This window comes from Agromyces sp. H17E-10 (genome assembly GCF_022919715.1).
In the GTDB taxonomy this organism is placed as follows: Bacteria; Actinomycetota; Actinomycetes; order Actinomycetales; family Microbacteriaceae; genus Agromyces.
Genome location: NZ_CP095042.1, coordinates 3,387,516 through 3,408,744, shown reverse-complemented (window position 1 = coordinate 3,408,744; position 21,229 = coordinate 3,387,516). Strand labels below are relative to the sequence as shown.

At 72.4% G+C, this 21,229-nt stretch carries 21 protein-coding genes; 11 read left to right on the top strand and 10 right to left on the bottom strand.

Translation table 11 applies throughout. The features are described from left to right. Positions 1–7 precede the first annotated feature (7 nt). Positions 8–232: a DUF3107 domain-containing protein gene (locus MUN74_RS15515; protein ID WP_244853400.1), complete on the top strand. Its 225-nt coding sequence runs from the start codon at positions 8–10 to the stop codon at positions 230–232. A 2-nt stretch (positions 233–234) separates the two neighbouring features. Then, the gene (locus MUN74_RS15510; RefSeq protein ID WP_244853398.1) at positions 235–540 is read left to right on the top strand and encodes a hypothetical protein; all 306 of its coding nucleotides are present in this window, start codon (positions 235–237) and stop codon (positions 538–540) included. A 42-nt stretch (positions 541–582) separates the two neighbouring features. On the opposite strand, the gene MUN74_RS15505 is transcribed toward MUN74_RS15510, so the two are convergent. Then, complete coding sequence (locus tag MUN74_RS15505; RefSeq protein WP_244853396.1) at positions 583–1,299, bottom strand: ferritin-like fold-containing protein; 717 nt, start codon at positions 1,297–1,299, stop codon at positions 583–585. A gap of 144 nt (positions 1,300–1,443) precedes the next feature. On the opposite strand from MUN74_RS15505, the gene MUN74_RS15500 reads away from it, so the two are divergent. After that, positions 1,444–2,955 carry a DEAD/DEAH box helicase gene (locus MUN74_RS15500; RefSeq protein WP_244853394.1) on the top strand — a complete coding sequence of 504 codons (1,512 nt, stop codon included), beginning with the start codon at positions 1,444–1,446 and terminating at the stop codon, positions 2,953–2,955. A 110-nt stretch (positions 2,956–3,065) separates the two neighbouring features. Here MUN74_RS15500 and MUN74_RS15495 read toward each other — a convergent pair whose 3' ends face one another. Continuing rightward, positions 3,066–3,941 carry a PHP domain-containing protein gene (locus MUN74_RS15495; protein ID WP_244853392.1) on the bottom strand — a complete coding sequence of 292 codons (876 nt, stop codon included), beginning with the start codon at positions 3,939–3,941 and terminating at the stop codon, positions 3,066–3,068. A 76-nt stretch (positions 3,942–4,017) separates the two neighbouring features. On the opposite strand from MUN74_RS15495, the gene MUN74_RS15490 reads away from it, so the two are divergent. Continuing rightward, positions 4,018–5,055 carry an endonuclease/exonuclease/phosphatase family protein gene (locus MUN74_RS15490; protein ID WP_244853390.1) on the top strand — a complete coding sequence of 346 codons (1,038 nt, stop codon included), beginning with the start codon at positions 4,018–4,020 and terminating at the stop codon, positions 5,053–5,055. Between the two features lie 64 nt (positions 5,056–5,119). Beyond that, complete coding sequence (locus tag MUN74_RS15485) at positions 5,120–6,694, top strand: aminopeptidase P family protein (RefSeq protein WP_244853389.1); 1,575 nt, start codon at positions 5,120–5,122, stop codon at positions 6,692–6,694. Positions 6,695–6,712: 18 nt separating this feature from the next. Here the strand turns inward: MUN74_RS15485 and MUN74_RS15480 are convergent, their stop codons facing one another. After that, positions 6,713–7,081 (bottom strand): TIGR02611 family protein, encoded by a 369-nt coding sequence (locus tag MUN74_RS15480; protein WP_244853387.1) that lies wholly within the window; start codon positions 7,079–7,081, stop codon positions 6,713–6,715. A gap of 110 nt (positions 7,082–7,191) precedes the next feature. On the opposite strand from MUN74_RS15480, the gene MUN74_RS15475 reads away from it, so the two are divergent. Further along, positions 7,192–8,625 carry a M1 family metallopeptidase gene (locus MUN74_RS15475; protein ID WP_244853385.1) on the top strand — a complete coding sequence of 478 codons (1,434 nt, stop codon included), beginning with the start codon at positions 7,192–7,194 and terminating at the stop codon, positions 8,623–8,625. Between the two features lie 28 nt (positions 8,626–8,653). On the opposite strand, the gene MUN74_RS15470 is transcribed toward MUN74_RS15475, so the two are convergent. After that, positions 8,654–9,421 carry a YflT domain-containing protein gene (locus MUN74_RS15470; RefSeq protein WP_244853383.1) on the bottom strand — a complete coding sequence of 256 codons (768 nt, stop codon included), beginning with the start codon at positions 9,419–9,421 and terminating at the stop codon, positions 8,654–8,656. Between the two features lie 78 nt (positions 9,422–9,499). Between MUN74_RS15470 and MUN74_RS15465 the strand changes: the two genes are divergently transcribed. The 3 genes from MUN74_RS15465 to MUN74_RS15455 are packed head-to-tail and all read left to right on the top strand — an operon-like array spanning position 9,500 to position 12,546. After that, positions 9,500–10,828: a magnesium transporter MgtE N-terminal domain-containing protein gene (locus MUN74_RS15465; protein ID WP_244853381.1), complete on the top strand. Its 1,329-nt coding sequence runs from the start codon at positions 9,500–9,502 to the stop codon at positions 10,826–10,828. Further along, positions 10,815–11,333, top strand: a complete 519-nt coding sequence (locus MUN74_RS15460) for a DUF1003 domain-containing protein (RefSeq protein WP_244853380.1) — start codon at positions 10,815–10,817, stop codon at positions 11,331–11,333. Before MUN74_RS15465 ends, MUN74_RS15460 begins: the two co-directional genes overlap by 14 nt. Before the next feature lie 58 nt (positions 11,334–11,391). Further along, positions 11,392–12,546, top strand: coding sequence for an Mrp/NBP35 family ATP-binding protein (locus MUN74_RS15455; protein WP_244856480.1), 1,155 nt, complete (start codon positions 11,392–11,394; stop codon positions 12,544–12,546). 51 nt (positions 12,547–12,597) lie between these two features. Here MUN74_RS15455 and MUN74_RS15450 read toward each other — a convergent pair whose 3' ends face one another. After that, complete coding sequence (locus MUN74_RS15450; protein WP_244853378.1) at positions 12,598–14,193, bottom strand: pyridoxal phosphate-dependent decarboxylase family protein; 1,596 nt, start codon at positions 14,191–14,193, stop codon at positions 12,598–12,600. Continuing rightward, positions 14,190–15,641 carry an MFS transporter gene (locus tag MUN74_RS15445; protein ID WP_244853377.1) on the bottom strand — a complete coding sequence of 484 codons (1,452 nt, stop codon included), beginning with the start codon at positions 15,639–15,641 and terminating at the stop codon, positions 14,190–14,192. The genes MUN74_RS15450 and MUN74_RS15445 overlap by 4 nt, the downstream gene beginning before the upstream one ends. A gap of 55 nt (positions 15,642–15,696) precedes the next feature. Here MUN74_RS15445 and MUN74_RS15440 point away from each other — a divergent pair, with 55 nt between their 5' ends. Further along, the gene (locus MUN74_RS15440; RefSeq protein ID WP_244853375.1) at positions 15,697–17,247 is read left to right on the top strand and encodes a succinic semialdehyde dehydrogenase; all 1,551 of its coding nucleotides are present in this window, start codon (positions 15,697–15,699) and stop codon (positions 17,245–17,247) included. Positions 17,248–17,319: 72 nt separating this feature from the next. Here the strand turns inward: MUN74_RS15440 and MUN74_RS15435 are convergent, their stop codons facing one another. Continuing rightward, positions 17,320–17,715: a sec-independent translocase gene (locus tag MUN74_RS15435; RefSeq protein WP_244853374.1), complete on the bottom strand. Its 396-nt coding sequence runs from the start codon at positions 17,713–17,715 to the stop codon at positions 17,320–17,322. A 94-nt stretch (positions 17,716–17,809) separates the two neighbouring features. Here MUN74_RS15435 and MUN74_RS15430 point away from each other — a divergent pair, with 94 nt between their 5' ends. Then, a complete protein-coding gene (locus tag MUN74_RS15430) occupies positions 17,810–18,442 on the top strand; it encodes an O-methyltransferase (protein ID WP_244853372.1) in 633 nt (210 codons plus the stop codon). Between the two features lie 57 nt (positions 18,443–18,499). On the opposite strand, the gene MUN74_RS15425 is transcribed toward MUN74_RS15430, so the two are convergent. From MUN74_RS15425 to dapE, 3 genes are all read right to left on the bottom strand, one after another. Beyond that, entirely contained in the window at positions 18,500–18,673 is a 174-nt protein-coding gene (locus MUN74_RS15425) for a DUF3117 domain-containing protein (protein WP_067875042.1), read from the bottom strand. 162 nt (positions 18,674–18,835) lie between these two features. After that, positions 18,836–20,110, bottom strand: a complete 1,275-nt coding sequence (locus MUN74_RS15420) for a hypothetical protein (protein WP_244853370.1) — start codon at positions 20,108–20,110, stop codon at positions 18,836–18,838. Next, positions 20,107–21,198, bottom strand: a complete 1,092-nt coding sequence (gene dapE / locus MUN74_RS15415; RefSeq protein WP_244853368.1) for a succinyl-diaminopimelate desuccinylase — start codon at positions 21,196–21,198, stop codon at positions 20,107–20,109. The genes MUN74_RS15420 and dapE overlap by 4 nt, the downstream gene beginning before the upstream one ends. Positions 21,199–21,229: the final 31 nt, after the last annotated feature.

Sequence of the window (21,229 nt, the reverse complement as noted above, 5' to 3'; positions counted from 1 at the left end):
GCGTACCGTGGACGTTCGCATCGGCATCCAGAACTCCCCCCGTGAACTCGGGTTCGAGACCTCGCAGTCGGCCGCAGAGGTCGAGCAGGCGGTCGCCGCGGCGCTCGCCGGGCAGTCCGCGCTGCTGAAGCTCGCCGACGACAAGGGCACCGTCTACGTCGTGCCGGCCGCGGCGCTCGCGTACGTCGAGATCGGCTCGGAGGAGTCGCGCCGCGTCGGGTTCGTCGCCTGAGCATGGAACTCCTCTTCGTCACCCTCGGCGGCGCCATCCTCGGCATCGCGGCGCACTTCCTCTTCCCGCTGCGCAAGCTGCGCGGCGTCGTGCTCGTGCCCGCGATCGGCGCCGGCGTCGCCGCGGTGGTCTGGGTCGCGCTCACGTGGCTCGGCTGGGCGTGGGACGGCGGCTGGATCTGGGTCGCCTCGCTCGGCGCTTCGGCGGTCGCCTCGGCCCTGTCGGCGTGGCTGGTCGGCCCCGGCCGCGAGAAGGCGGATGCGGCGCGGTTCGAGCACCTCTCGCGACACGGCCTCGGCAAGGCCTGACGCGCCGGCCCCGGGGCATCCCGGGCAGTTCGGCGACGTCGCTCAGGCCGTGAGGCCGAGCGCGTCCATGCGACGCGTGTGCTCGGCGATGAGCTCGGTGAACACCGGCTCGACACGATCGCCGGCGCGCTCGGCCGGCTCGGATCCGCGCAGTGCCGAGCGCGCGATGAGCAGCGTGTCGCCGACGATGCTGCGCCCCCACAGGGCGAGCCGGTCGGCGAGCCCGGGCTGCGACTCGATCGCGGCCCGCAGTTCGGCGTCGAGCACTTCGCCGATGCCGCCGGCGGCGAGGATCGATCGCACCCGCGTTCGCAGGTCGGCCGGCAGCCCCTCGGCGAGGCGCGCGAAGTAGTCGTCGAGCATGCCCGACGTCACGTGGATGCCGAGCATGAGCTCGTACTGGTCGGCACCCGCCGTGGCCTGGCCGAGGCGGTCGGTGGCCGGCGCGAACGGGGCCATGACCTCGTCGGGCTCGACGCCGAGCCGTCGGAGCTCGGCGATGAGCTCGTGGTGCTTGCGCAGTGCAATGCCGGCCGCGGCACTCAGCCGCTCCTTCGAGTGCATCGAGGTGGCACCGATCACGGCCTTCGAGAGGCTCTCGAAGAACTCGAGCTGGATGTACGCGGCCTGGCCGAGGAACGGCACCGGGTCGGGCACGAGTTCGGTGAAGTCGACCTTCGCGACCTCGGTCGGCGCGACCCGCGGACGCAGCCGCGGAAGCTCTTGACGCGCACCGCGCCGGTTGGACCAGAACACCACGAGCACAGCCTATCCGAGGCTCACAGGCAGTCTCGGATAGGGTGGAGGGGCATGCGGACGCTGGATCCGCGGCCGTGCGCCCGGGATTGAGTCGAGGCGCACCTCACGACCTTCACTCTCGAAGCACGACCGACAGGCAGATCTTTGACCACATTCACCGACCTCGGCATCGCGTCCGACATCGTCGACGCGCTCGCGGGCAAGGGCATCGTCGATGCCTTCCCCATCCAGGAGCAGACCATCCCCCTCGCCCTCACCGGGCAGGACATCATCGGCCAGGCCAAGACCGGCACGGGCAAGACCTTCGGGTTCGGCCTGCCGCTCATCCAGCGTCTCGGCGACGACCCCGAGCACGGCGTCAAGGCGCTCGTCGTCGTGCCGACGCGCGAACTCGCGGTGCAGGTGACCGAAGACCTCGAGCTCGCCACCTCGAACCGGCCCACCAAGATCGTCTCGATCTACGGCGGCAAGGCGTACGAGGGCCAGATCGAGCAGCTCAAGGCCGGCGCGCAGATCGTCGTGGGCACGCCGGGCCGGCTCATCGACCTCGCGAACCAGCGCATCCTCTCGCTCGCCGACGTGCGCGAGGTCGTGCTCGACGAGGCCGACAAGATGCTCGACCTCGGCTTCCTCGCCGACATCGAGAAGATCTTCTCGAAGGTTCCCGCGGTGCGGCACACCATGCTCTTCTCGGCGACGATGCCCGGCCCGATCGTGGCGCTCGCCCGTCGCTTCATGTCGAAGCCGATCCACATCCGCGCGAACGACCCCGACGAGGGACTCACGCAGGCGAACATCAAGCACCTCATCTACCGGGCGCACTCGCTCGACAAGGACGAGGTGATCGCGCGCATCCTGCAGGCCGACGGCCGTGGCAAGACGGTCATCTTCACGCGGACGAAGCGCGCCGCGGCGAAGCTCGTCGAGGAGCTCAACGACCGCGGCTTCAACGCCGCTGCGGTGCACGGCGACCTGAACCAGGACCAGCGCGAGCGCGCCATGGCCGCGTTCAAGGCCGGCAAGAAGGACGTGCTCATCGCGACCGACGTCGCCGCCCGCGGCATCGACGTCGACGACGTGACCCACGTCATCAACCACACGATCCCCGACGACGAGAAGACGTACCTGCACCGCGCGGGCCGCACTGGTCGCGCGGGCAAGACCGGCATCGCGGTGACGTTCGTCGACTGGGACGACCTGCACAAGTGGGCGCTCATCAACCGCGCCCTCGAGTTCGGCCAGCCCGAGCCGACCGAGACCTATTCGTCGAGCCCGCACCTCTACACCGACCTCGACATCCCCGAGGGCACGAAGGGCCGGCTGAAGCCGGCGGCCCCCGCTGCGAGCGCGACGCGTTCGTCGACGGCCGGCCGCAGCGAGGGCGACGCCGAGCGCGCACCGCGCAACCGCAGCCGTCGCCGCACCCGCAACGGCAAGCCCACCGGCACGGATGCCGCGACCGGCGACTCCGCCGAGACCGCGTCGTCCGCGGAGTCGACCGACGACGTCGCGTCGAAGGCCCCCGGAACCGGCACGCACGACGGCAAGGGTCACGAGCACCACGACGGCAAGCCGGCACCGCGTCGCCGTCGTCGCCGTCGCAGCGGCGGCTCGGGCGGCGGGCAGACCACCGCTCCCGCGGCGCCGCAGGCCTGACCCCGAATCCCACCGGTCGCTCGAGCGCGCCGGCACCTGGTCGTCGACCGGTGCGGCGCGCTCGTCGCATCCGAGCGGCTCGCGCTAAGCGGGCGGGAGCACCGGCCGCGCTAGGCGGGCGGCAGCACGGGTTGCGCCCCGCGCCCCTCGGCGACGAGCCGCGCGACGACGTCGGCGGGCGTGCGGCACTCTCCCAGCCGGTTCGGCTTTCCCGAACCGTGGTAGTCGCTCGACCCGGTGATCTCGAGCCCGAACTCGGCCGCGAGCTCGCGGAGCCGCGGTTTCGCCTCTGGGCGGTTCTCGGGATGCTCGATCTCGAGCCCGAACAGTCCGGCGTCGACGAGCTTCGCGAGACGCGCGGGCGGCACGACGTGCTCGATGCCCCGCGCGCCGGGGTGCGCGAGCACCGGAACCCCGCCGGCGGCGCGGATGAGCCGTACGCCGGTCAACGGGTCGGGCGCGTAGTGCGGCTGCGAGTACCCGGAACGCGGGTGCAGGATGCCGTCGAACGCGGCCGAGCGCGTCGGCGCATGCCCGCGCGCGACGAGCGCATCGGCGATGTGCGGCCGGCCGATGGTGGCGCCCTCTGCGGTCTGGGCGAGCACGTCGTCCCAGCTGAGCTCGTAGTCGCGGCCGATGCGGCGCACGATCGCCTCGGCGCGGGTGAGCCGCGACTCGCGGATACGGGCCGTCTCGGCCAGGAGGGCCTCGTCGAGCGGGTCGACGAGATAGCCGAGCACGTGCACGCTCGTGAATCCCTCGCGCGTCGAGAACTCCATGCCCGGGATGAGCGCGACGCCCGTCTCGGGCACGGCCGCGGCGGCCTCGGCCCACCCGCTCGTGGAGTCGTGGTCGGTGAGCGCGACGGCCGGGAGTCCGATCGCGGCGGCCTGCCGCATGAGCTCCGCGGGCGACTCGGTGCCGTCGGACACCACCGAATGGGTGTGCAGATCGGCCTCGCCGATCGCGACGGGGGCTCGCGACATCCCCCCATCGTATCGAGGGGGGCGCTCACGGTGGCCTCCCAGAAGCGGGTGGCGGCGGACCCGTAGGGTTGGTGGAATGCTCCCCCGCATCCTCGGATGGGTCGTGGTCATCGGCACGGCCGCCATCGCCGCCATGCTCGTCTGGCCGCAGGCGTTCGGCCTGCAGAACCAGTGGATCGCCGCCCACGTCGTCGCGCTCCGCGGCGTCGCGGCCATCGGCGGGACGGTCGCGGCGGTGCTGTTCTGCCTGCTCGCCATCCCGCGTCGGCCGCGCCGCTTCGCGCTCGCCATGGCGACCGTGCTCGCCCTCTTCGCCGCGGGCAACGTCGCGGTGCTCGCGGTGCGGGGCGCAGAGACGACGGCACCGGATGCCGCGGCCGAGGCGACGCCCGACACGGTCACGGTGGTCTCGTGGAACACGCTCGGCGAAGTGCCCGACGCGGCCACCATCGCCGGGCTCGCGCTCGACGAGGGGGCCGACGTCGTCGTGCTGCCCGAGACGACGGACTCCCTCGGCGAGGACGTGGCCGTCGCGATGCGCGAGGGCGGGTCGCCCATGTGGGTGCACACGCAGGCGTACGACGACATCGCGAAAGCGCGATCGACGACGCTGCTCATCAGCCCCGACCTCGGCGACTACGAGGTCGTCTCGGCCGACTACCCCGGCCCGCCGGGCAACACGAACACGCTGCCGAGCGTCGTCGCCGACCCGACGTCGGGCGACGGACCGCGCATCGTCGCGGTGCATGCGGTCGCCCCGATCCGGTGGGAGCTGCGCAACTGGCGCAGCGACCTCGACTGGCTCGCCGAGCAGTGCTCGCGCGAGAACACGATCATGGCCGGCGACTTCAACGCGACGGTCGACCACTTCGCCTGGCGCGGCGTCGACGGCGGCGATCTCGGGCTCTGCCGGGATGCCGCGGTGCAGGCGCGCTCGGCCGCCGTCGGCACGTGGCCCACCGACCTGCCGCCGCTGCTCGGCAGCCCGATCGACCACGTGCTCGCGACCCCGGGGTGGACGGTCGAGGGCTTCCGTGTCGTCGAGTCGCTCGACGACGCGGGCAGCGACCATCGCCCGATCGTCGCGACCCTGCGCCGCGCCTCGGCGGGTTGAGGAGCGCGCGACGCAGGAGCACGCGTCTCGAAACCCATCGGCGCGCCGGTGCGAGAATGGAGCCATGGCGAACTCGAGCGACACCTCCACCACCGAGACCGCGGCCGCGGCGAACCCCTCCGGCGACGAGGCCGGGCGCAACGCGAACCGGTCGACGACGCCGGGCTCTGAGGGTTTCAAGTCCTTCATCTCGAGCGGCTGGGCCGATCGCGACGAGACGCTGCCCGCCGCTCGCCCGCAGGCCGCCTACGCCGCGGCACGGCGAGCTCGGGTCTCGGCCGAGTTCCCCGGCCAGCGGCTCATCATCCCCGCGGGTGACATGAAGCAGCGCGCCAACGACACCGAGTATCCCTTCCGCGCCCACTCCGCGTTCGCGCACCTCACCGGCTGGGGCTCCGACTCCGAGCCCGGCGCCGTGCTCGTGCTCGAGCCGACCGGCGACACGGGTCACGACGCGACCGTCTACTTCCGCGAGCGCGCGGGCCGCGACTCCGAGGAGTTCTACGCGAACGCCGCGATCGGCGAGTTCTGGATCGGCCCGCGTCCCTCGCTCGCGCACGTCGCCGCCGACCTGGCGGTCGCGACCCGCGACATCCGCGAGTTCGACGCCGTCATCGACGCGGTCGACACGGCGACGCTCGTCGTGCGCGAGGCCGACGCGTCCCTCACCGAGCGCGTCGACCACGCCCGCATCCGCTACGCGGCCGAGCGCGTGCTCAGCGAGAACGCGCAGGACGCCGCGTTCTCGCTCGAGATCGGCGACGAGCACGAGCCCGACGGCGAACTCGCTCGTGCCGTCAGCGAGCTCCGCCTCGTGAAGGATGACTTCGAGATCGCCGAGATGCGCGCAGCGATCGACGCGACCGAACGCGGGTTCGGCGAAGTGCTCGCCGAACTTCCCCGCATCACCTCCGAGGTGCGGGGCGAGCGCGTGATCGAGGGAGTCTTCGCGACCCGCGCCCGCCTCGAGGGCAACGACGTCGGCTACGGTTCGATCGCCGCCGCCGGCCCGCACGCGACGATCCTGCACTGGACCCGCAACGACGGCGCCGTCGTGCCGGGCGACCTGGTGCTGCTCGACGCGGGCGTCGAGCTCGACACGTACTACACGGCCGACATCACGCGCACCTTCCCCGTGAACGGCACCTTCTCCCCCGTGCAGCGCCAGGTCTACGAGGCCGTGCTCGAAGCGGCCGACGCGGCGTTCGCCATCGTGCGACCCGGCATCGTCTTCCGCGAGGTGCACGCGGCCGCGATGCAGGTGATCGCCCGCAAGACCGCCGAGTGGGGCTTCCTGCCGGTGTCGGCCGAGGAGTCGCTCGAGCCCGACAACCAGTTCCACCGCCGCTACATGGTGCACGGCACGAGCCACCACCTGGGTCTCGACGTGCACGACTGCGCGCAGGCCCGACGCGGGCTCTACATGGACGGCGTCGTCGAGGCGGGCATGATCTTCACGATCGAGCCGGGCCTCTACTTCCAGCCCGACGACCTCACCGTGCCCGAGGAGTTCCGCGGCATCGGCGTGCGAATCGAGGACGACATCCTCGTCACCGCCGACGGCGCCGAGAACCTGTCGGTGCGCATCCCGCGCACGGCCGACGACGTCGAGGCGTGGGTGCGCGGCGCCGGGCGCTGACCCGTCGCGGGCGCGGACTCAGGCGGTGGTACGAGCCGCACGCCGCGCGCGCCACCAGTCCCAGAACCGGGCGAGCTGCCGCTTGGTGAACGCCGCGAGGCGCTTCGCCCAGGCGAACTCGGTGCCGAGGATCGCGAGCCCGAGGAACACGACGAGCCAGCCCGGACCGGGCAGCGGCACGAGCAGCAGACCGCCGACGGCGATGGTTCCGCCGAGCACCCCGACGAGCACCCGGTAGGCGCGCAGCAGGCCGGGGCGGCGACCGATCGCCTGCCGCAGCCGCCGGAGCACCCGCCTGACCGGGCGGTCGGGATGCTCCGCCTCGGCGATCTCGTGAGCGAGTTCGGCTTCGAGCGCGGTCCGCTGGGCGTCTCGTCCGGTGGCCATGTGCGACACGATATATCGCGAGTCTGGGAGCCCGCCGGGTCTGGCGGGTCGCTTCGGGGCCGCGCTAGGGTCGGCACGAAGCCGATCGCACCCACGTGCTGGAGGACCCCATGTCGCACCGTCGCACCATGCTCGCCGCCCTCAGTGCCGCCGGCCTCGCGCTCGCGGTCGTCGCCGCTCCCGCGGTCGCCACGGCGGCGCCCGGCAAGCCCGGCCAGCCACGGTACAGCGCCGGCGCCGATGGGGCCGGCGACCCGTACTTCCCGCTCGCCGGCAACGGCGGCATCGACCTGCAGCACATCGACCTCGACCTCGACTACACGCCGCCCGCACCCGAACCCGCTCCACTCGAAGGGCAGCTCGACGGCGTCGCGACGATCGACCTGCGCGCCACGCAGGACCTCGATCGCTTCAACCTCGACCTGCGGGGGCTCACCGTGCATCGCGTCACGGTCGGCGGCAAGCCGATGGCGTTCACGCAGACCGAGAACGAGCTCGTCATCACCCCACGACCGAAGCTGAAGGCCGGGCAGGGCTCACAGGTCGTCGTCGAGTACGGCGGCACCACGACGCAACCCCGAGACATCGACGACGAACTCTACGGCTGGGTGACGACGCGCGACGGCGCGATGGTCGTCTCCGAGCCCGACGGAGCGGCCACCTGGTTCCCCGTGAGCGATCACCCGAGCGACAAGGCGAGCTACGACTTCGAGATCACCGTCCCCGACGGGCTCGTCGCGGTCGCCAACGGCACGCTGGCCGACCAGTCGACGAACGATGGACGCACGACGTGGACCTGGCATGCGCCCGACCAGATGGCGGCGTACCTCGCGACCGCGAGTGTCGGCGACTACACCCTCAACCGTTACACGACGCCCGACGGGCTCGAGATCATCGACGCCGTCGACCCGGCACTGCCCGCATCCGCATCGGCGTCGCTCGCCCTCGCTCCGGAGATGATCGCGTTCTTCGAGGACCGCTTCGGGCCCTACCCGTTCGTCGCCTACGGCGCGATCGTCGACGACGACTCGGTCGGCTACGCGCTCGAGACGCAGACGCGTTCGTTCTTCTCGCGACGGGCGAGCGAGGGGACGGCGGCGCACGAGCTCGCCCACCAATGGATGGGCGATCAGGTCAGCCCCGGGCGCTGGGCCGACATCTGGCTCAACGAAGGCTGGGCGAGCTACGCCTCGTGGATGTGGAGCGAGGAGCAGGGCCGGGCCACCGCGCAAACGAACTTCGATGAGGTGATGTCGACGCCCGCCGATGACGAGTTCTGGAGCCTCGTGGTCGCCGACCCGCAGCCGCACGGGCTCTTCGCGGGCGCCGTCTACGACCGCGGCGCCGCCACCCTGCACGCCCTGCGCGTGAAGATCGGCGACGACGCCTTCTTCGAGCTCGCGAAGGAGTGGGTGGAGCGCTTCGGCGGCGGCACGGCGACCACCGCCGACTTCACCGCCCTCGCCGAGGAGGTGTCGGGCACGCAGCTCGACGCCTTCTTCCAGACCTGGCTGTACGCGCCCGAGAAGCCGACCACCTGGTAGGCCCGAATCGGCTCAGACCCGAATCGGCTCAGGCGCCGTCGCCCTCCGAGCCACGACGGCGGGCGGCCTCGGCCTCCCGTGCGGCCCGGCGCGCGGCATCCTGCGCCTCGCCGTAGGTGAGCGCGCGCGGTTCGTCGCCCTGCGCAGCCGCTGAATCGGATGCCTCGTCGCCGGCGTCGGTCGCAGATCGGTCGTCGACCGCAGCGGCGACCGGCGGCACCGGCACCGAAGGCGGCGACGGCGGCGCGGGCGGTGCCGGCGTCGAATGTGCGGCCGGCGGCGCAGGCGCCGCAGGCGCCGCCTCCCCCGCGGTGCCGAGCAGGTTGCGCGCCCGCGCGACGTGCGAGGGGTCGGTGATGATGATCGCGTAGTGGGTCGCGAGCACCTGGATGTTCGAGGTGAAGTCGCGGCGGCGACGGTTCACCGAGTACGAGACGACGCTGAAGATCATGCCGAAGCCGGCGCCGATGAGCACGGCCGCGCCGAGGATGCCGAACGACGCCCCGCTCGGCGCGAAGATGAAGAACAGCAGCCCGAGGAAGAGTCCGAACCACGCGCCCGAGATCGCCCCGGCGCCCGCGGCACGACTCCAGGTGAGCTTGCCGGTGATGCGCTCGACGGTGGCCAGGTCGGTGCCGATGATCGCGAGCTCCTTCACGGGGAACTCGGCCTTCGACAGCCGGTCGACGGCGGCCTGCGCCTCGGCGTAGGTCTCGAAGCTCGCGACCGTCTCGCCCTTCGGCATGGTCGGGAGTTCGCGGCCGGCACGGCCGCCGAACGGGCTCTGGTTCGTCACCCGGCCATCATCCCACGATGCGGCGTCACGCGTCCGGATGGCGCCCGCCCCGAGGCATCCGGGGGCTAAGTTTGTAGCGTGAGCGCCACGAGAGTCTTCGTCGCCCGACTCGCCGGGTGCGCCGTCTTCGACCCCAATGGCGATCGAGTGGGCAAGGTGCGCGACGTCCTCGTCGTGTACCGCAAGAGCGACCCCCCGCGCGTGGTCGGGCTCATCGTCGAGATCCCCGGCAAGCGTCGCGTGTTCGTCTCGATCGGACGCGTCACCTCGATCGGCGGGGGCCAGATCATCACGACGGGGCTCATCAACCTGCGCCGCTTCGAGCAGCGCGGCGGCGAGGTGCGCGTGATCGCCGAGATGCTCGGTCGCAAGGTGCGCTTCAACGACGGCTCGGGCACCGCGACGATCGAAGACGTCGCGATCGAGGAGCAGGAGCCCGGCGAGTGGGAGGTCGACCAGCTCTTCGTGCGCCGACCCAAGGGCGCGTCGCCGTTCTCGAAGGGCCAGTCGGCGTACGTCACGTGGCGCGAGGTGCGCGAGCACGCCGCCGTCGGAGAGGCGCAGTCGGCCGAGCAGCTCATCGCCACCTACTCCGAGCTGAAGCCCGCCGACCTCGCCAACACGCTGCTCGACCTGCCCGCGCAGCGCCGCCAGGAGGTGGCCGAGGAACTCCCCGACGACCGCCTCGCCGACGTGCTGGAAGAGATGCCCGAGGCCGACCAGGTCGACATCCTCGCGGGCCTCGGCGACGATCGCGCCGCCGACGTGCTCGACCACATGCAGCCCGACGATGCGGCCGACCTCATCGCGCAGCTGCCCGAGGAGCGCGGCGAGCACCTGCTCGAGCTCATGGAGCCCGAAGAGGCCGAGGACGTGCGGTTCCTGCTGTCGTACGGCCCCGACACCGCGGGCGGACTCATGACGACCGAGCCGATCATCGTGTCGGCCGACGCGACCGTCGCCGAGGGGCTCGCGCTCATCCGCCGGCACGACCTGCCGCCCGCGCTCGGCGCGGCCGTGTGCGTGACGCTGCCGCCGTACGAGCCGCCGACCGGCCGGTTCCTCGGCATCGTGCACTTCCAGCGCATGCTGCGCTACCCGCCGCACGAGCGGCTCGGCACCCTCATCGACCAGGGCCTCGAGCCCGTGACCGCCGACACCTCCGCCGCCGAGGTCAGCCGCATCCTCGCGAGCTACGACCTCGTCTCGGTGCCGGTGGTCGACGAGAAGCATCGACTCGTCGGGGTGGTGACGATTGACGACGTGCTCGACTACCTGCTGCCCGATGACTGGCGAAGTCACCCCGATGAACAGGAGCTGGCCAAACGCAGCACGGCGCGGGCCCAGCTGACCACGGGGAGCATCCCCATCCCGTACGGAAGGAGGGGCGCAGATGGCACGCGCTGAGTCGGAAGACCGTCGATTCGACACACCGAAGGGCATCCGCCGCAACGCCCCGTTCCGCGGCTCGGGCGACAGCGACCGGTTCGGCCGCTTCACCGAGTGGGTCGCGCGTGCCATGGGCACGCCCGGCTTCCTCGTCGGGCTGTCGGTGTTCGCCCTCGGCTGGATGGCCTGGAACACGTTCGGCCCCGAGGCGTGGCGCTTCGACTCGTTCGCGTTCGGCTTCACCGCCCTCACGCTCGTGCTCTCGCTGCAGGCGTCGTACGCGGCCCCGCTCATCCTGCTCGCGCAGAACCGGCAGGACGACCGCGACCGCGTGCAGATCGAGCAGGACCGGCAGCGCGCCGAGCGCAACCTCGCCGACACCGAGTACCTCGCCCGTGAGGTCGTGGCGCTGCGTCTCGCCGTGAAGGACCTGGCCTCGAAGGAGTTCATCCGCGCCGAGCTGCGCGCGATGCTCGAGGAGCTCGACCGGCGCGACGACGAGGAGGCCGAGCGTGCCGGCTGACGCTCCCGACGCGCCCGGCGGCGCTTCCGGCGAGGATGCCGCCCCCGCCGTCACGACGATCGAGCGCGCCGTCCGGCGCGCGCTCGAGTCGGTCATCGACCCCGAGATCCGCAAGCCCGTCACCGATCTCGACATGGTCGATCGCGTCGTCGAGGTCGCCAGCGGCCGGGTCGAGGTCGGCATCCGGCTGACGATCGTGGGATGCCCCGCCTCCGACCGCATCGAGCGCGACGTGCGGCAGGCCGCCGAGTCCGTCGTCGGCCCCGGCAACGCATCCGTCGAGCTCTCGGTCATGACCCCCGCGCAGCGGGCCGCCCTCACTGAGCGCCTCCGCGGTGGCCGGGCCGCACGCGGCAACCCCTTCGGCCCGGGCACGCTCACGAAGGTGATCGCGGTCACGAGCGGCAAGGGCGGTGTCGGCAAGTCGACGGTCACGGCCAACCTCGCGGTCGCGCTCGCGGCACGCGGCCTCTCGGTCGGGCTCGTCGACGCCGACGTGCACGGGTTCTCCATCCCGGGGCTGCTCGGGCTCGTCGACGACGAGGGCCTCGCCGCCCGGCCGACCCGGGTCGACGAGATGATCCTGCCGCCCGTCGCGCACGGCGTGAAGGTCATCTCGATCGGCATGTTCATCGAGCCTTCGGGGCCGGGCGGTCGCGCGTCGTCGACGGCGGTCGCCTGGCGCGGGCCGATGCTGCACCGCACGCTCTCGCAGTTCCTCACCGACGTCTACTTCGGCGATCTCGACGTGCTGCTCGTCGACCTGCCGCCCGGCACGGGCGACATCGCCATCTCGCTCGGGCAGTTGCTGCCCAACGCCGAGGTCGTCGTCGTCACGACCCCGCAGGCCGCGGCGGCCGACGTGGCCGAACGCTCGGGCGTGGTCGCACGGCAGACCGGTCAGCGCATCGTCGGCGTCATCGAGAACATGGCCGGGCTGGTGCAGCCCGACGGGCAGGTGCTCGACCTGTTCGGGTCGGGCGGCGGCGAACTCGTCGCCGAGCGGCTCTCGACGGGCCAGCCCGAGCCCGTTCCGCTCCTCGCGAGCGTGCCGCTCAGCATGGCGCTGCGGCAGGGCGGCGACGACGGCGTGCCCGTCGTGGTCGCGGCACCCGACGACCCCGCCGCCCGAGCGATCGAGCAGGTCGCGGCCCGCCTGGCCGGGATGCCGCGCGACCTCTCCGGTCGCCGCCTCGACGTCTCGGTGCGCTGAGGGCCGATGGCGGTCGAGTAGCTCTTTCGTCGCTACTCGACCACCGAGCGTTCAACCGGCGGCCGGCGGCTCCACGACACGGGCGAGCAGTTCGACGAGGAGTCGCTCGGTGAGCGGCCCCGGCAGGGCCTCGACGAGCGCCAGCACGGGCGCGAGTTGGTCGGGCAGTGCGCCCTCCCCGCCGAGGAGCCCCGCGGCGGCGAGCACGCCCGCTGCCGAGTCGGCGTCGATCGACGCGGCGAACGCGGCGAGCTCCTCGGGGTCGCCGGCCGCGAGTGCACCGCCGAACTCGCCCGGCAGTGCCGCGACGAGGCCGGCGAGCGCGGCTCGCCCGTCGATCTGCGGGATGCCGCGGACCTCGTCGGCCGCAGCCACGAGTGCACCGATGAGCCCCGGCAGCACCTGCTCGGTGACCGGAGTGACGGTGAGGTGGGTCGTGTGCGGCAGGCGCGAGCCGTCGGACTGCACGAGCCCCGGCTGCAGCTGCAGCTGCCAGCCCGCCGAGCGCGCGGCGTCGGCCCAGTGGTGCGGGTCGACGCGCGAGGCGACCGGAGCCTCCTCGTCGGCGGCCACCGCGAGCAGCGGTCCCGTCGGCTCCCCCACCACGCGCAGGCCCTCGATGCCGTCGATCGCCGAGCGCAGCTCCGCGGTGGCGCGGGCCGCCTGTGCGGTGAGATCCCGGAACCCCTCCGTGCCGAGCGCCTCGATGATCGCCCACGCCGCGGCGAGGGGGCCTGCGGGCTTCGAGCCGGTCATCGTGGGGTTGACGACCGGGTAGCCCGGCCAGCCCGTCGTCGCGAAGTACTGGCGACGCTGCCGGTCGCGCCCACGGGTGAGCAGCACCGAGGCGCCCTTGGGCGCGTAGCCGTACTTGTGCAGGTCGGCCGAGATGCTCGTCACGCCGGGCACCGAGAAGTCCCAGGCGGGGAGGGCGTCGGGCCAGAACGCGAGGGCGAATCCGCCGATGCACGCGTCGACGTGCAGCCAGATGCCGCGGGCCGCGGTGATCGCGGCGACGTCGGCCACGGGGTCGAGGCTCGCGAACGGGTACGACGGCGCGCTCACGACGACGAGGGCGACGTCGTCGCCGAGGCGTTCTTCGATCGCCGACGGCGCGAGCGTGCCGGTCGCGGGGTCGACGGGCACGAGGTCGAGTTCGAGCCCGAAGTAGTGGGCCGCCTTGTGGAATGCCGCGTGCACGGTCACGGGGGCGACGATGCGGGGCATCCTCGGCGAACCGATCCTGGCGGCGCGCCAGGCGTCGCGCGCGGTCTTCACCGCGAGCAGGCAGCTCTCGGTGCCGCCCGAGGTCACCGAGCCGACGACGACCTCGCGCTGGGCGCTGGGCGCTCCCCCGAACCCGCCGAGGCCATCGGCGCCGTCGCCGTCATCCGCGCCCCCGAGCACGCGCCGGGCGAAGCCGACGACGTCGCGCTCCATCGCGGCGACCGAACCGAAGGTCGTCGGGTCGAGCCCGTTCACGGGCTGCACCCGCCGGGCGGCCCGGCCGGCGAGCTCGTCGAGTTCGTCGAGGCCCGAGTCGTACACGTACGAGAGCACGTGCCCGCCGTGCGTCGGGGCGTCGGCGGCGCGCAGCGCGTCGAGCTCGCGCAGGATGTCGGAGGTCTCGCGGCGGAAACCGGTCATCGGGTGATCCCTTCGGTGGTGCCGGCGGAGCCGGTCGGGTCGGTCGTGCCGGCCATGCCCGCGAGGGCGTCCGCATCGGCGTTCACGTCGCCACGCCGCAACGGGTAGCGGCGCAGGACGAGAACGCTGGTCGCGACGAGCACGGCGGGCACGAGGCTGAACGACAATGCGATGCCGGCGATGGCCGCGGGCGACTGGTCGACGGTCTCGGACCCGGTCGACTCGAGGTAGCCGGTCGCGGCGAGCATGAGCGTGAGCAGGGTCGCGCCGAGCGCCATGCCGGCCGTCTCCCCCGCCGTCCAGATGCCGCCGAAGCTGCCGGCGCGGTCGCGGCCGGTCGCGCGGGCGTCGTGCGAGATCACGTCGGGCAGCATCGCCATCGGCAGCGACTGCATGCCCGCGTAGGCCGCGCCCGCCACGGCGACGGGCAGGTAGACCCAGGGCCCGGGTGCCCAGACGAGCAGGACCATGCTGAGGGTCGCGACCGCGAAGACGATGCTCGCGATGCGGAAGCCCCGCTCCTTGCCGATGCGACGCGCGAGCCGACCCCACAGGGGTGCGAACACGAGCGCGGGCGCGATGAGCGCCACGAACAGCAGGGTGACCGCCGCCTCCGAGCGGAGCACCCAGGTCGCGGTGAACTGGGCTCCGGCGAGCATGAGGCCCGTCGCGAGCCCCTGCAGCACGAACACCGTGAGCAGCACCCGGAACGCGCGGCTGCGCCGGAGCGCGTCGAAGCCCTCGCGGTAGCCGCCCTCGGTCGAGCCCGACGGCGTCGAGGCGGACGGTGTCGACGTGCCGGCGCGCGCCGCGCCCGCGGCATCCCCCCGCTTCGCGGTGCCCGCCGCGATGAGCATGCCCACCCCGATGACCACGCCCGCGACGAGCGCCATCACGAGGTAGCCGGTCGCCTCGTCGTCGAATGCGTTGCGGATCTCGGGCCCGCCCGCACCGAACAGCAGGATCGCGAGCGTCAGCACGACCACGCGCCACGTCAGCAGGCGCGTGCGCTCGTCGTAGTCGGCGGTGAGCTCCGCGGGCAGCGCGATGTACGGCACCTGGAACAGGCTGAACGCGGTCGCGGTCGCGAGGAACGCGATGAACACCCAGAACCCGGATGCCACGGGGCCGACGCCGGCCGGAACGGCGAAGGTGAGCGCGAAGCCGACCGGCAGCGCGATCGCGCCCACGAGCATCCAGGTGCGGCGCGTGCCCGTGCGCACGAGCGCACGGTCGCTGCGACCGCCGATCCAGGGGTCGATCACGACGTCCCAGACCTTGGCCGCCGTGACGACGAGGCCCGCGACGAGGGCGCTCACCCCGAGGGTGTCGGTGAGGTAGTACACGAGGACGAGCCCCGGCAGCGTCGCGAACCCACCGGTGCCGAGCGAACCGATCGCATAGCGGGCGACGACGCCGCGGGACAGGGAGCGCTCCGCTGCGGTCATGGAGGAAGTGTACTCACTCGGCGACGAAGTGGGTCATCTGACCTAGACTGTGCGCATGCCCGCCCAGACCACCTCCTCCGATCTGTTCCGGAGCCTCGTCGACGACGTCGTCGCGAGCGGCTCCGACACCGCCGCCGTGCCGACGCCCATGACGGGCGAGACCCTGCACGAACTGCCCCGCTCGAGCGCCGACGACGTGCGCGACGCGGTCGACCGCGCGCGCCTCGCACAACTCGCGTGGGCCCGCGCCGGCTTCGCCGAGCGGCGCCGCGTGCTGCTGCGCGCCCACGACCTGCTGCTCGAGCGCCGCGAGGAGCTGCTCGACCTCATCCAGCTCGAGAGCGGCAAGACCCGCGGGCAGGGCTTCGAGGAGATCTTCGAGGCGGCCTCGGTCACGCGCTACAACGCGATCGCCGCCCGCAGGGTGCTGCGCGGGCGCCCCGTGCGCTCCGGCATCCCGACCGTCGCGACCTCGCGCGTGCGCTTCGCGCCGAAGGGCGTCGTCGGCGTCATCACCCCGTGGAACTACGCGCTCAGCCTCGCCGCGATGGACGTCGTGCCGGCGCTCGCCGCCGGCTGCGGCGTCGTGCAGAAGGCCGACGACCAGGGCGCGCTGTCGATCCTCGCGCTGCGCCGTGCGTTCGTCGACGCGGGCGTGCCCGAGGCCCTGTGGGCCGTCGTGACGGGCGAGGCAGCCGAGGTCGGCGAGGCGCTCACCGACACCGTCGACTACATCTGCTTCACGGGCTCGACCGCGACCGGCCGACGCATCGCCGAGAAGGCCGGCCGGCGCCTGGTCGGGGCCTCGCTCGAGCTCGGCGGCAAGAACGCCCTGCTCGTGCTCGACGACGCCGACCCGGCTCGCGCAGCCGCGAACGCCGCGCACGCCTGCTTCTCGGCGATGGGCCAGCTGTGCGTCTCGATCGAGCGCATCTTCGTCGACCGCAAGATCGCCGGCGACTTCGAGCGTGAGCTCGTCGAACGCCTGCGCACGGCGAAGCTCGGCACGGCGCTCGGCTTCGGGTCCGACTTCGGCTCGCTCGCGAGCGCCGCCCAGCTCGCCCGCGTGCAGGCGCACCTCGACGACGCCGTCGAGAAGGGCGCGACCGTGCTCGTGGGCGGCAACGCCCGCCCCGACCTCGGGCCGTGGGTGTTCGAGCCGACCATCCTCACCGGCGTCACCCCCGACATGCGCGTCTACGCCGAGGAGACGTTCGGTGCGATCGCGTCGCTCTATCTCGTCGGGAGCGACGACGAGGCGGTGCTCGCCGCGAACGCGAGCGAGTACGGGCTCAACGCGGCGGTGTTCACCGGCTCGACCCGGCGCGGACAGCGCGTCGCCGACGCCCTCGAGGCCGGCAGCGTCAACATCAACGAGGGCTACCGGGGCTCGTTCGCCTCGGTCGCCGCCCCCATGGGCGGCGTGAAGCAGTCGGGCGTCGGACGCCGCAACGGCGAGGCGGGCCTGCTGCGCTTCGTCGAACCCGTCACGGTCTCGCAGACGACGGGCCTCCTGCAGCTGCCGCGCACCTCTGCCGAGTACGAGGCGCAGGCGCCGCTGCTGCTCCTGCTCGCCCGCGCGCTCAAGGCCGTGGGCCGCGCCTGACGCGGGCGCGAGGCATCCTCGTCGGTCGAACTCCTGACGGCGGGGATGCCTCGGCCGAGGCATCCCGATCGATCAGGTGGCCTCGGTGTCGAACGGCGCGGGCTCACCCGCGCCGAGTGCCTCGCGCTTGCGCTTGCGCTGCAGGTAGGCGGAGTTCTCGTTCACGCCCGCACGGGCGACGACGGGAGCCGCAGCGGGCTCCTCGGCGAACGGGTCGGCGTCGGTGAGCGCCTCGCGGATGATGCGGCGCGGGTCGTACTGGCGCGGGTCGAGCTTCTTCCAGTCGACGTCGTCGAAGTCGGGGCCCATCTCCTCGCGCATGCGGTCTTTCGCCCCGTTGGCCATGTCGCGCAGCGATCGCACGAGCCGGCCGAGCTGCGCCGCGTAGTGCGGCAGACGTTCGGGTCCGAGCAGGAAGACGGCGATCACCCCGATGATGAGGAGCTTCTCGAACGTCAGACCGAACATGCCTACAGGATAGTCGGCGGCGAGGCATGCGAACGCCACAGCGTACGGCCCCTAGGCTGGGGTGTCGAGAGAGCCGCCACCAGGGAGCTGAACCGTGTCCGAACACGACCTGAACTGGAAGTACGTCGACGAGTCGGTCGTCGAGTCCGAGCCGATCGCGAAGGCCCGCCAGCAGTCGCTCGAGCTCGGCGTCGATCCGGTCTCTCCGGCCGTGGGCGCCCAGCTCGCCGTCATCGCCGCCGCCTCGCGCGCGAGCTCGATCATCGAGGTCGGCACCGGCCTCGGCGTCTCGGGCCTCTGGATGCTGCAGACCGCGCGCCACGCGATGCTCACGTCGATCGACACCGAGAACGAGTACCAGCAGCACGCCCGGCAGCACTTCGCCGACGCGGGCATCGCCGCTGCGCGCGTCCGGCTCATCGCCGGCCGTGCCGGCGACGTGCTGCCGCGCATGAACGAGAGCTCGTACGACATCGTCTTCGTCGACGCCGACGCTCCCTCGGTGATCGAGTACGCCGAGCACGGGCTGCGGCTCGCGAAGCCCGGCGGCAGCGTGCTCGTGGCCCGCGCCCTCTGGAAGGGCCGGGTCGCCGACCCCGCCAAGCGCGACGAGGCGGCGAGCGCGTTCCGCACGCTCATCACCGAGCTCGCCTCGTCGTCGGCGGTGGCGACGGCGATCTCGCCGGCGGGCGAGGGTCTGCTGCAGATCGTCAAGCTCGGCGCCTGACCCGTTAACGCCAGCGAGCCCCGAGAACATCCTCGGGGCTCGATCAGTGCGTCTGACTCAGGCAGGGTTCACGACGCCGCCGAGGACGTCGTAGAGCTCCTTGGCCTCAGCGTCGTTCACCGAGACGACGAGGCGCCCGCCACCCTCGAGCGGCACGCGCACGATGATGAGTCGCCCCTCCTTCACAGCCTCCATAGGCCCGTCTCCGGTGCGTGGCTTCATGGCCGCCATTGAGCTCCCCTTTCGCTGCTGAGATTCCATTATCGGACATCCCGAGCGTTGCTGTGAAATCGCCGCGAAGATGTGGATAACCGGTCGACCCTGATTCGCCGGCCGTTCACCGGTCGTCGGCGCCGGATCCGGCGATCGTTTCTGTCAGGATTCCTGCCCCGATCAGGGCGGCGTCCAGTCGTAGTCGTCGACGCGCCAGACGCCGGCGATCCACAGGTACTGCAAGACCACGAAGAGCAACACCATCGACCATCGGTACCACCGCGACCGCGGCACGGCGAGCGCGCCCACGATCGGGAACATCGGCGAGAGGATGCGGAACGTCGACGACTGCGGGAAGAACACGGCGAACAGGTACAGCCCGTAGCTCGCGAGCCAGAACCGGATGTCCACGCCGAGCCGCTTCACGGCCGGGAGGAACAGCATGACGCCGAACGCGACCGCGAGCAGCGCGACGGCCGCCATGCCGAACCACGCGGGCAGATCGTTCCACGTCGCCCACCACGCGCCGCCCTGGAACCAGGGTGTGAACGGCAGCAGCTCCTGCTGCCCGATGTAGGCCGAGCGCCATGCGAGCTCGGTCTCGGTGTAGCCGTCGAACTGCCCGGTCACGCCCCAGACGATGAGCGGCCACGCGAACCCGGCGAACGCCGTGAACAGCCCGACCCCGATGACCACGAGCCGCTCGCGCACGGGGAACGGGTCGCGCTCGCGGTGCCACCACCGCCACACGAAGTGCATGGCGAGGGTGAGGGCGAACGCGAGCGCCCCGGGTCGTGTGAACGCCCACGCGATGACGACGGGCACGAGCCATCCGTAACGCCGATCCACGAGCAGCAGCAGCGCCAGGGCGAGCCACAGGAACCCCAGTGATTCGGCGTAGCCGAACTGCATGATCGGCGAGACCGGCGCGATGCAGAAGAGCACGACCGCGAAGAGCGCCCGGTCGGGCTCGAGGAACCGCGACATGAGCCGGTGCAGCACGAGCGCGGCGCCGTACCCGGCGGCGACCGCGACGACGACGGCCGCGAGTTTCCAGGGGAGGCCGACGAGCGTCAGCGCCTCGGTCGTGCCCGGGTAGAGCGGCAGGAACGCCCACGCGTTCTCGCCGATGTGACCGTCGTCGGTCAGCGGCAGTTCGCGCGGATAGCCGCCGATGCCGATGATCTCGTACCAGCGGGCATCCCACAGGTTCGCGAAGTCGAGGTAGCCGGGTTTCGCGCCAGTCCAGGCGTTCGGGCCCTGGGTGCGGGCGACCTCGATCGCCATGATCGTCGTGAGCACGCGCGCCCCCGCGTAGACGAGGGTGACCTTGACCCACCACGGCAGGAGGCGCCAGCGCACCCGGGGCGACCGGCGCGTCGCCCGCAAGGGGTCGGGCTCGCGCACGGTCGGGCCGGGGCTCCCGGCCCCGGGGCTCGCGGGGTCTGCGCTCATGCCCCGGTGAGCCAGGCGCGCAGCGCCCGCTCGCTGTCGAGGATCTGCGCGACCTCGACCCGCTCGTCGTCGGCGTGCGCCTTGAGCGGGTCGCCCGGGCCGAAGTTCACCGCGGGGATGCCGAGCGCGCTGAACCGCGCGACGTCGGTCCAGCCGTACTTGGGGCGCGCCTCGGCACCGACCGCGGCGACGAACTGCTGCGCGAGGGGTGCGTCGAGGCCGGGGCGGGCGCCCTCGGCGCTGTCGACGATGTCGACCTCGAAGCCGTCGAAGACCTCACGCACGAGGGCGGACGCCTCGGCGACGCTGCGGCTCGGCGCGAACCGGTAGTTGACGGTGAGCACCGCCTGGTCGGGGATGACGTTGCCGGCGACGCCGCCCTCGACGAGCACGGCGTTGAGGCCCTCGCGATACGCGAGCCCGTCGACCTCGACGGTCTCGGCCTCGAACTCGGCCAAGCGGGTGAGCGCGGGCGCGAGCTTGTGGATCGCGTTGTCGCCGACCCAGCTGCGCGCGGAGTGCGCGCGCAGGCCGCTCGTGCGCACCTCGGCGCGCAGCGTGCCGTTGCAGCCGCCCTCGACCTGTCCGTTCGACGGCTCCCCGAGGATCGCGAAGTCGCCCGCGAACAGGTCGGGCCGGTTGCGCGAGAGCCGGCCGAGCCCGTTGAGCGAGGCGGCGACCTCCTCGTGGTCGTACCACATCCAGGTCAGGTCGACGATGGGATCGGTGAGCTCGAGCGCGAGCTTCAGCTGCACCGCGACGCCCGCCTTCATGTCGACCGTGCCGCGGCCCCAGAGGTACTCGACGCCGTCGATCGTCTCGAAACGCGTCGGCAGGTTCGCGTTGATCGGCACGGTGTCGATGTGCCCCGCGATCACGACGCGACGATCGCGGCCGAGGTTCGTTCGGGCGACGATCGTGTCGCCGTCGCGGATCACCTCGAGGTGGGATGCCGCAGCGAGCGCCCGCTCGATGAGGTCGGCGAGCGGCGTCTCGTCGCCGGAGACGCTCTCGATGTCGCAGATCGCCTGCGTGATCGCGACGACGTCGGCGGTCAGATCGAGCGGAGCAGGGGGCGTGGCGGGCATTCCCCGAGTCTATTCGGGGCGGTGCGGAGCG

Excerpts from the sequence above, each read along its gene's own strand:
- MUN74_RS15475 (WP_244853385.1), top strand. The coding sequence starts at position 7,192 with ATGTCGCACCGTCGCACCATGCTCGCCGCCCTCAGTGCCGCCGGCCTC.
- MUN74_RS15450 (WP_244853378.1), bottom strand. The coding sequence starts at position 14,193 with ATGACCGGTTTCCGCCGCGAGACCTCCGACATCCTGCGCGAGCTCGAC.
- MUN74_RS15490 (WP_244853390.1), top strand. The coding sequence starts at position 4,018 with ATGCTCCCCCGCATCCTCGGATGGGTCGTGGTCATCGGCACGGCCGCC.
- MUN74_RS15445 (WP_244853377.1), bottom strand. The coding sequence starts at position 15,641 with ATGACCGCAGCGGAGCGCTCCCTGTCCCGCGGCGTCGTCGCCCGCTAT.
- MUN74_RS15425 (WP_067875042.1), bottom strand. The coding sequence starts at position 18,673 with ATGGCGGCCATGAAGCCACGCACCGGAGACGGGCCTATGGAGGCTGTG.
- MUN74_RS15510 (WP_244853398.1), top strand. The coding sequence starts at position 235 with ATGGAACTCCTCTTCGTCACCCTCGGCGGCGCCATCCTCGGCATCGCG.
- MUN74_RS15420 (WP_244853370.1), bottom strand. The coding sequence starts at position 20,110 with ATGAGCGCAGACCCCGCGAGCCCCGGGGCCGGGAGCCCCGGCCCGACC.
- dapE (WP_244853368.1), bottom strand. The coding sequence starts at position 21,198 with ATGCCCGCCACGCCCCCTGCTCCGCTCGATCTGACCGCCGACGTCGTC.
- MUN74_RS15480 (WP_244853387.1), bottom strand. The coding sequence starts at position 7,081 with ATGGCCACCGGACGAGACGCCCAGCGGACCGCGCTCGAAGCCGAACTC.
- MUN74_RS15495 (WP_244853392.1), bottom strand. The coding sequence starts at position 3,941 with ATGTCGCGAGCCCCCGTCGCGATCGGCGAGGCCGATCTGCACACCCAT.
- MUN74_RS15460 (WP_244853380.1), top strand. The coding sequence starts at position 10,815 with ATGGCACGCGCTGAGTCGGAAGACCGTCGATTCGACACACCGAAGGGC.
- MUN74_RS15435 (WP_244853374.1), bottom strand. The coding sequence starts at position 17,715 with ATGTTCGGTCTGACGTTCGAGAAGCTCCTCATCATCGGGGTGATCGCC.
- MUN74_RS15485 (WP_244853389.1), top strand. The coding sequence starts at position 5,120 with ATGGCGAACTCGAGCGACACCTCCACCACCGAGACCGCGGCCGCGGCG.
- MUN74_RS15440 (WP_244853375.1), top strand. The coding sequence starts at position 15,697 with ATGCCCGCCCAGACCACCTCCTCCGATCTGTTCCGGAGCCTCGTCGAC.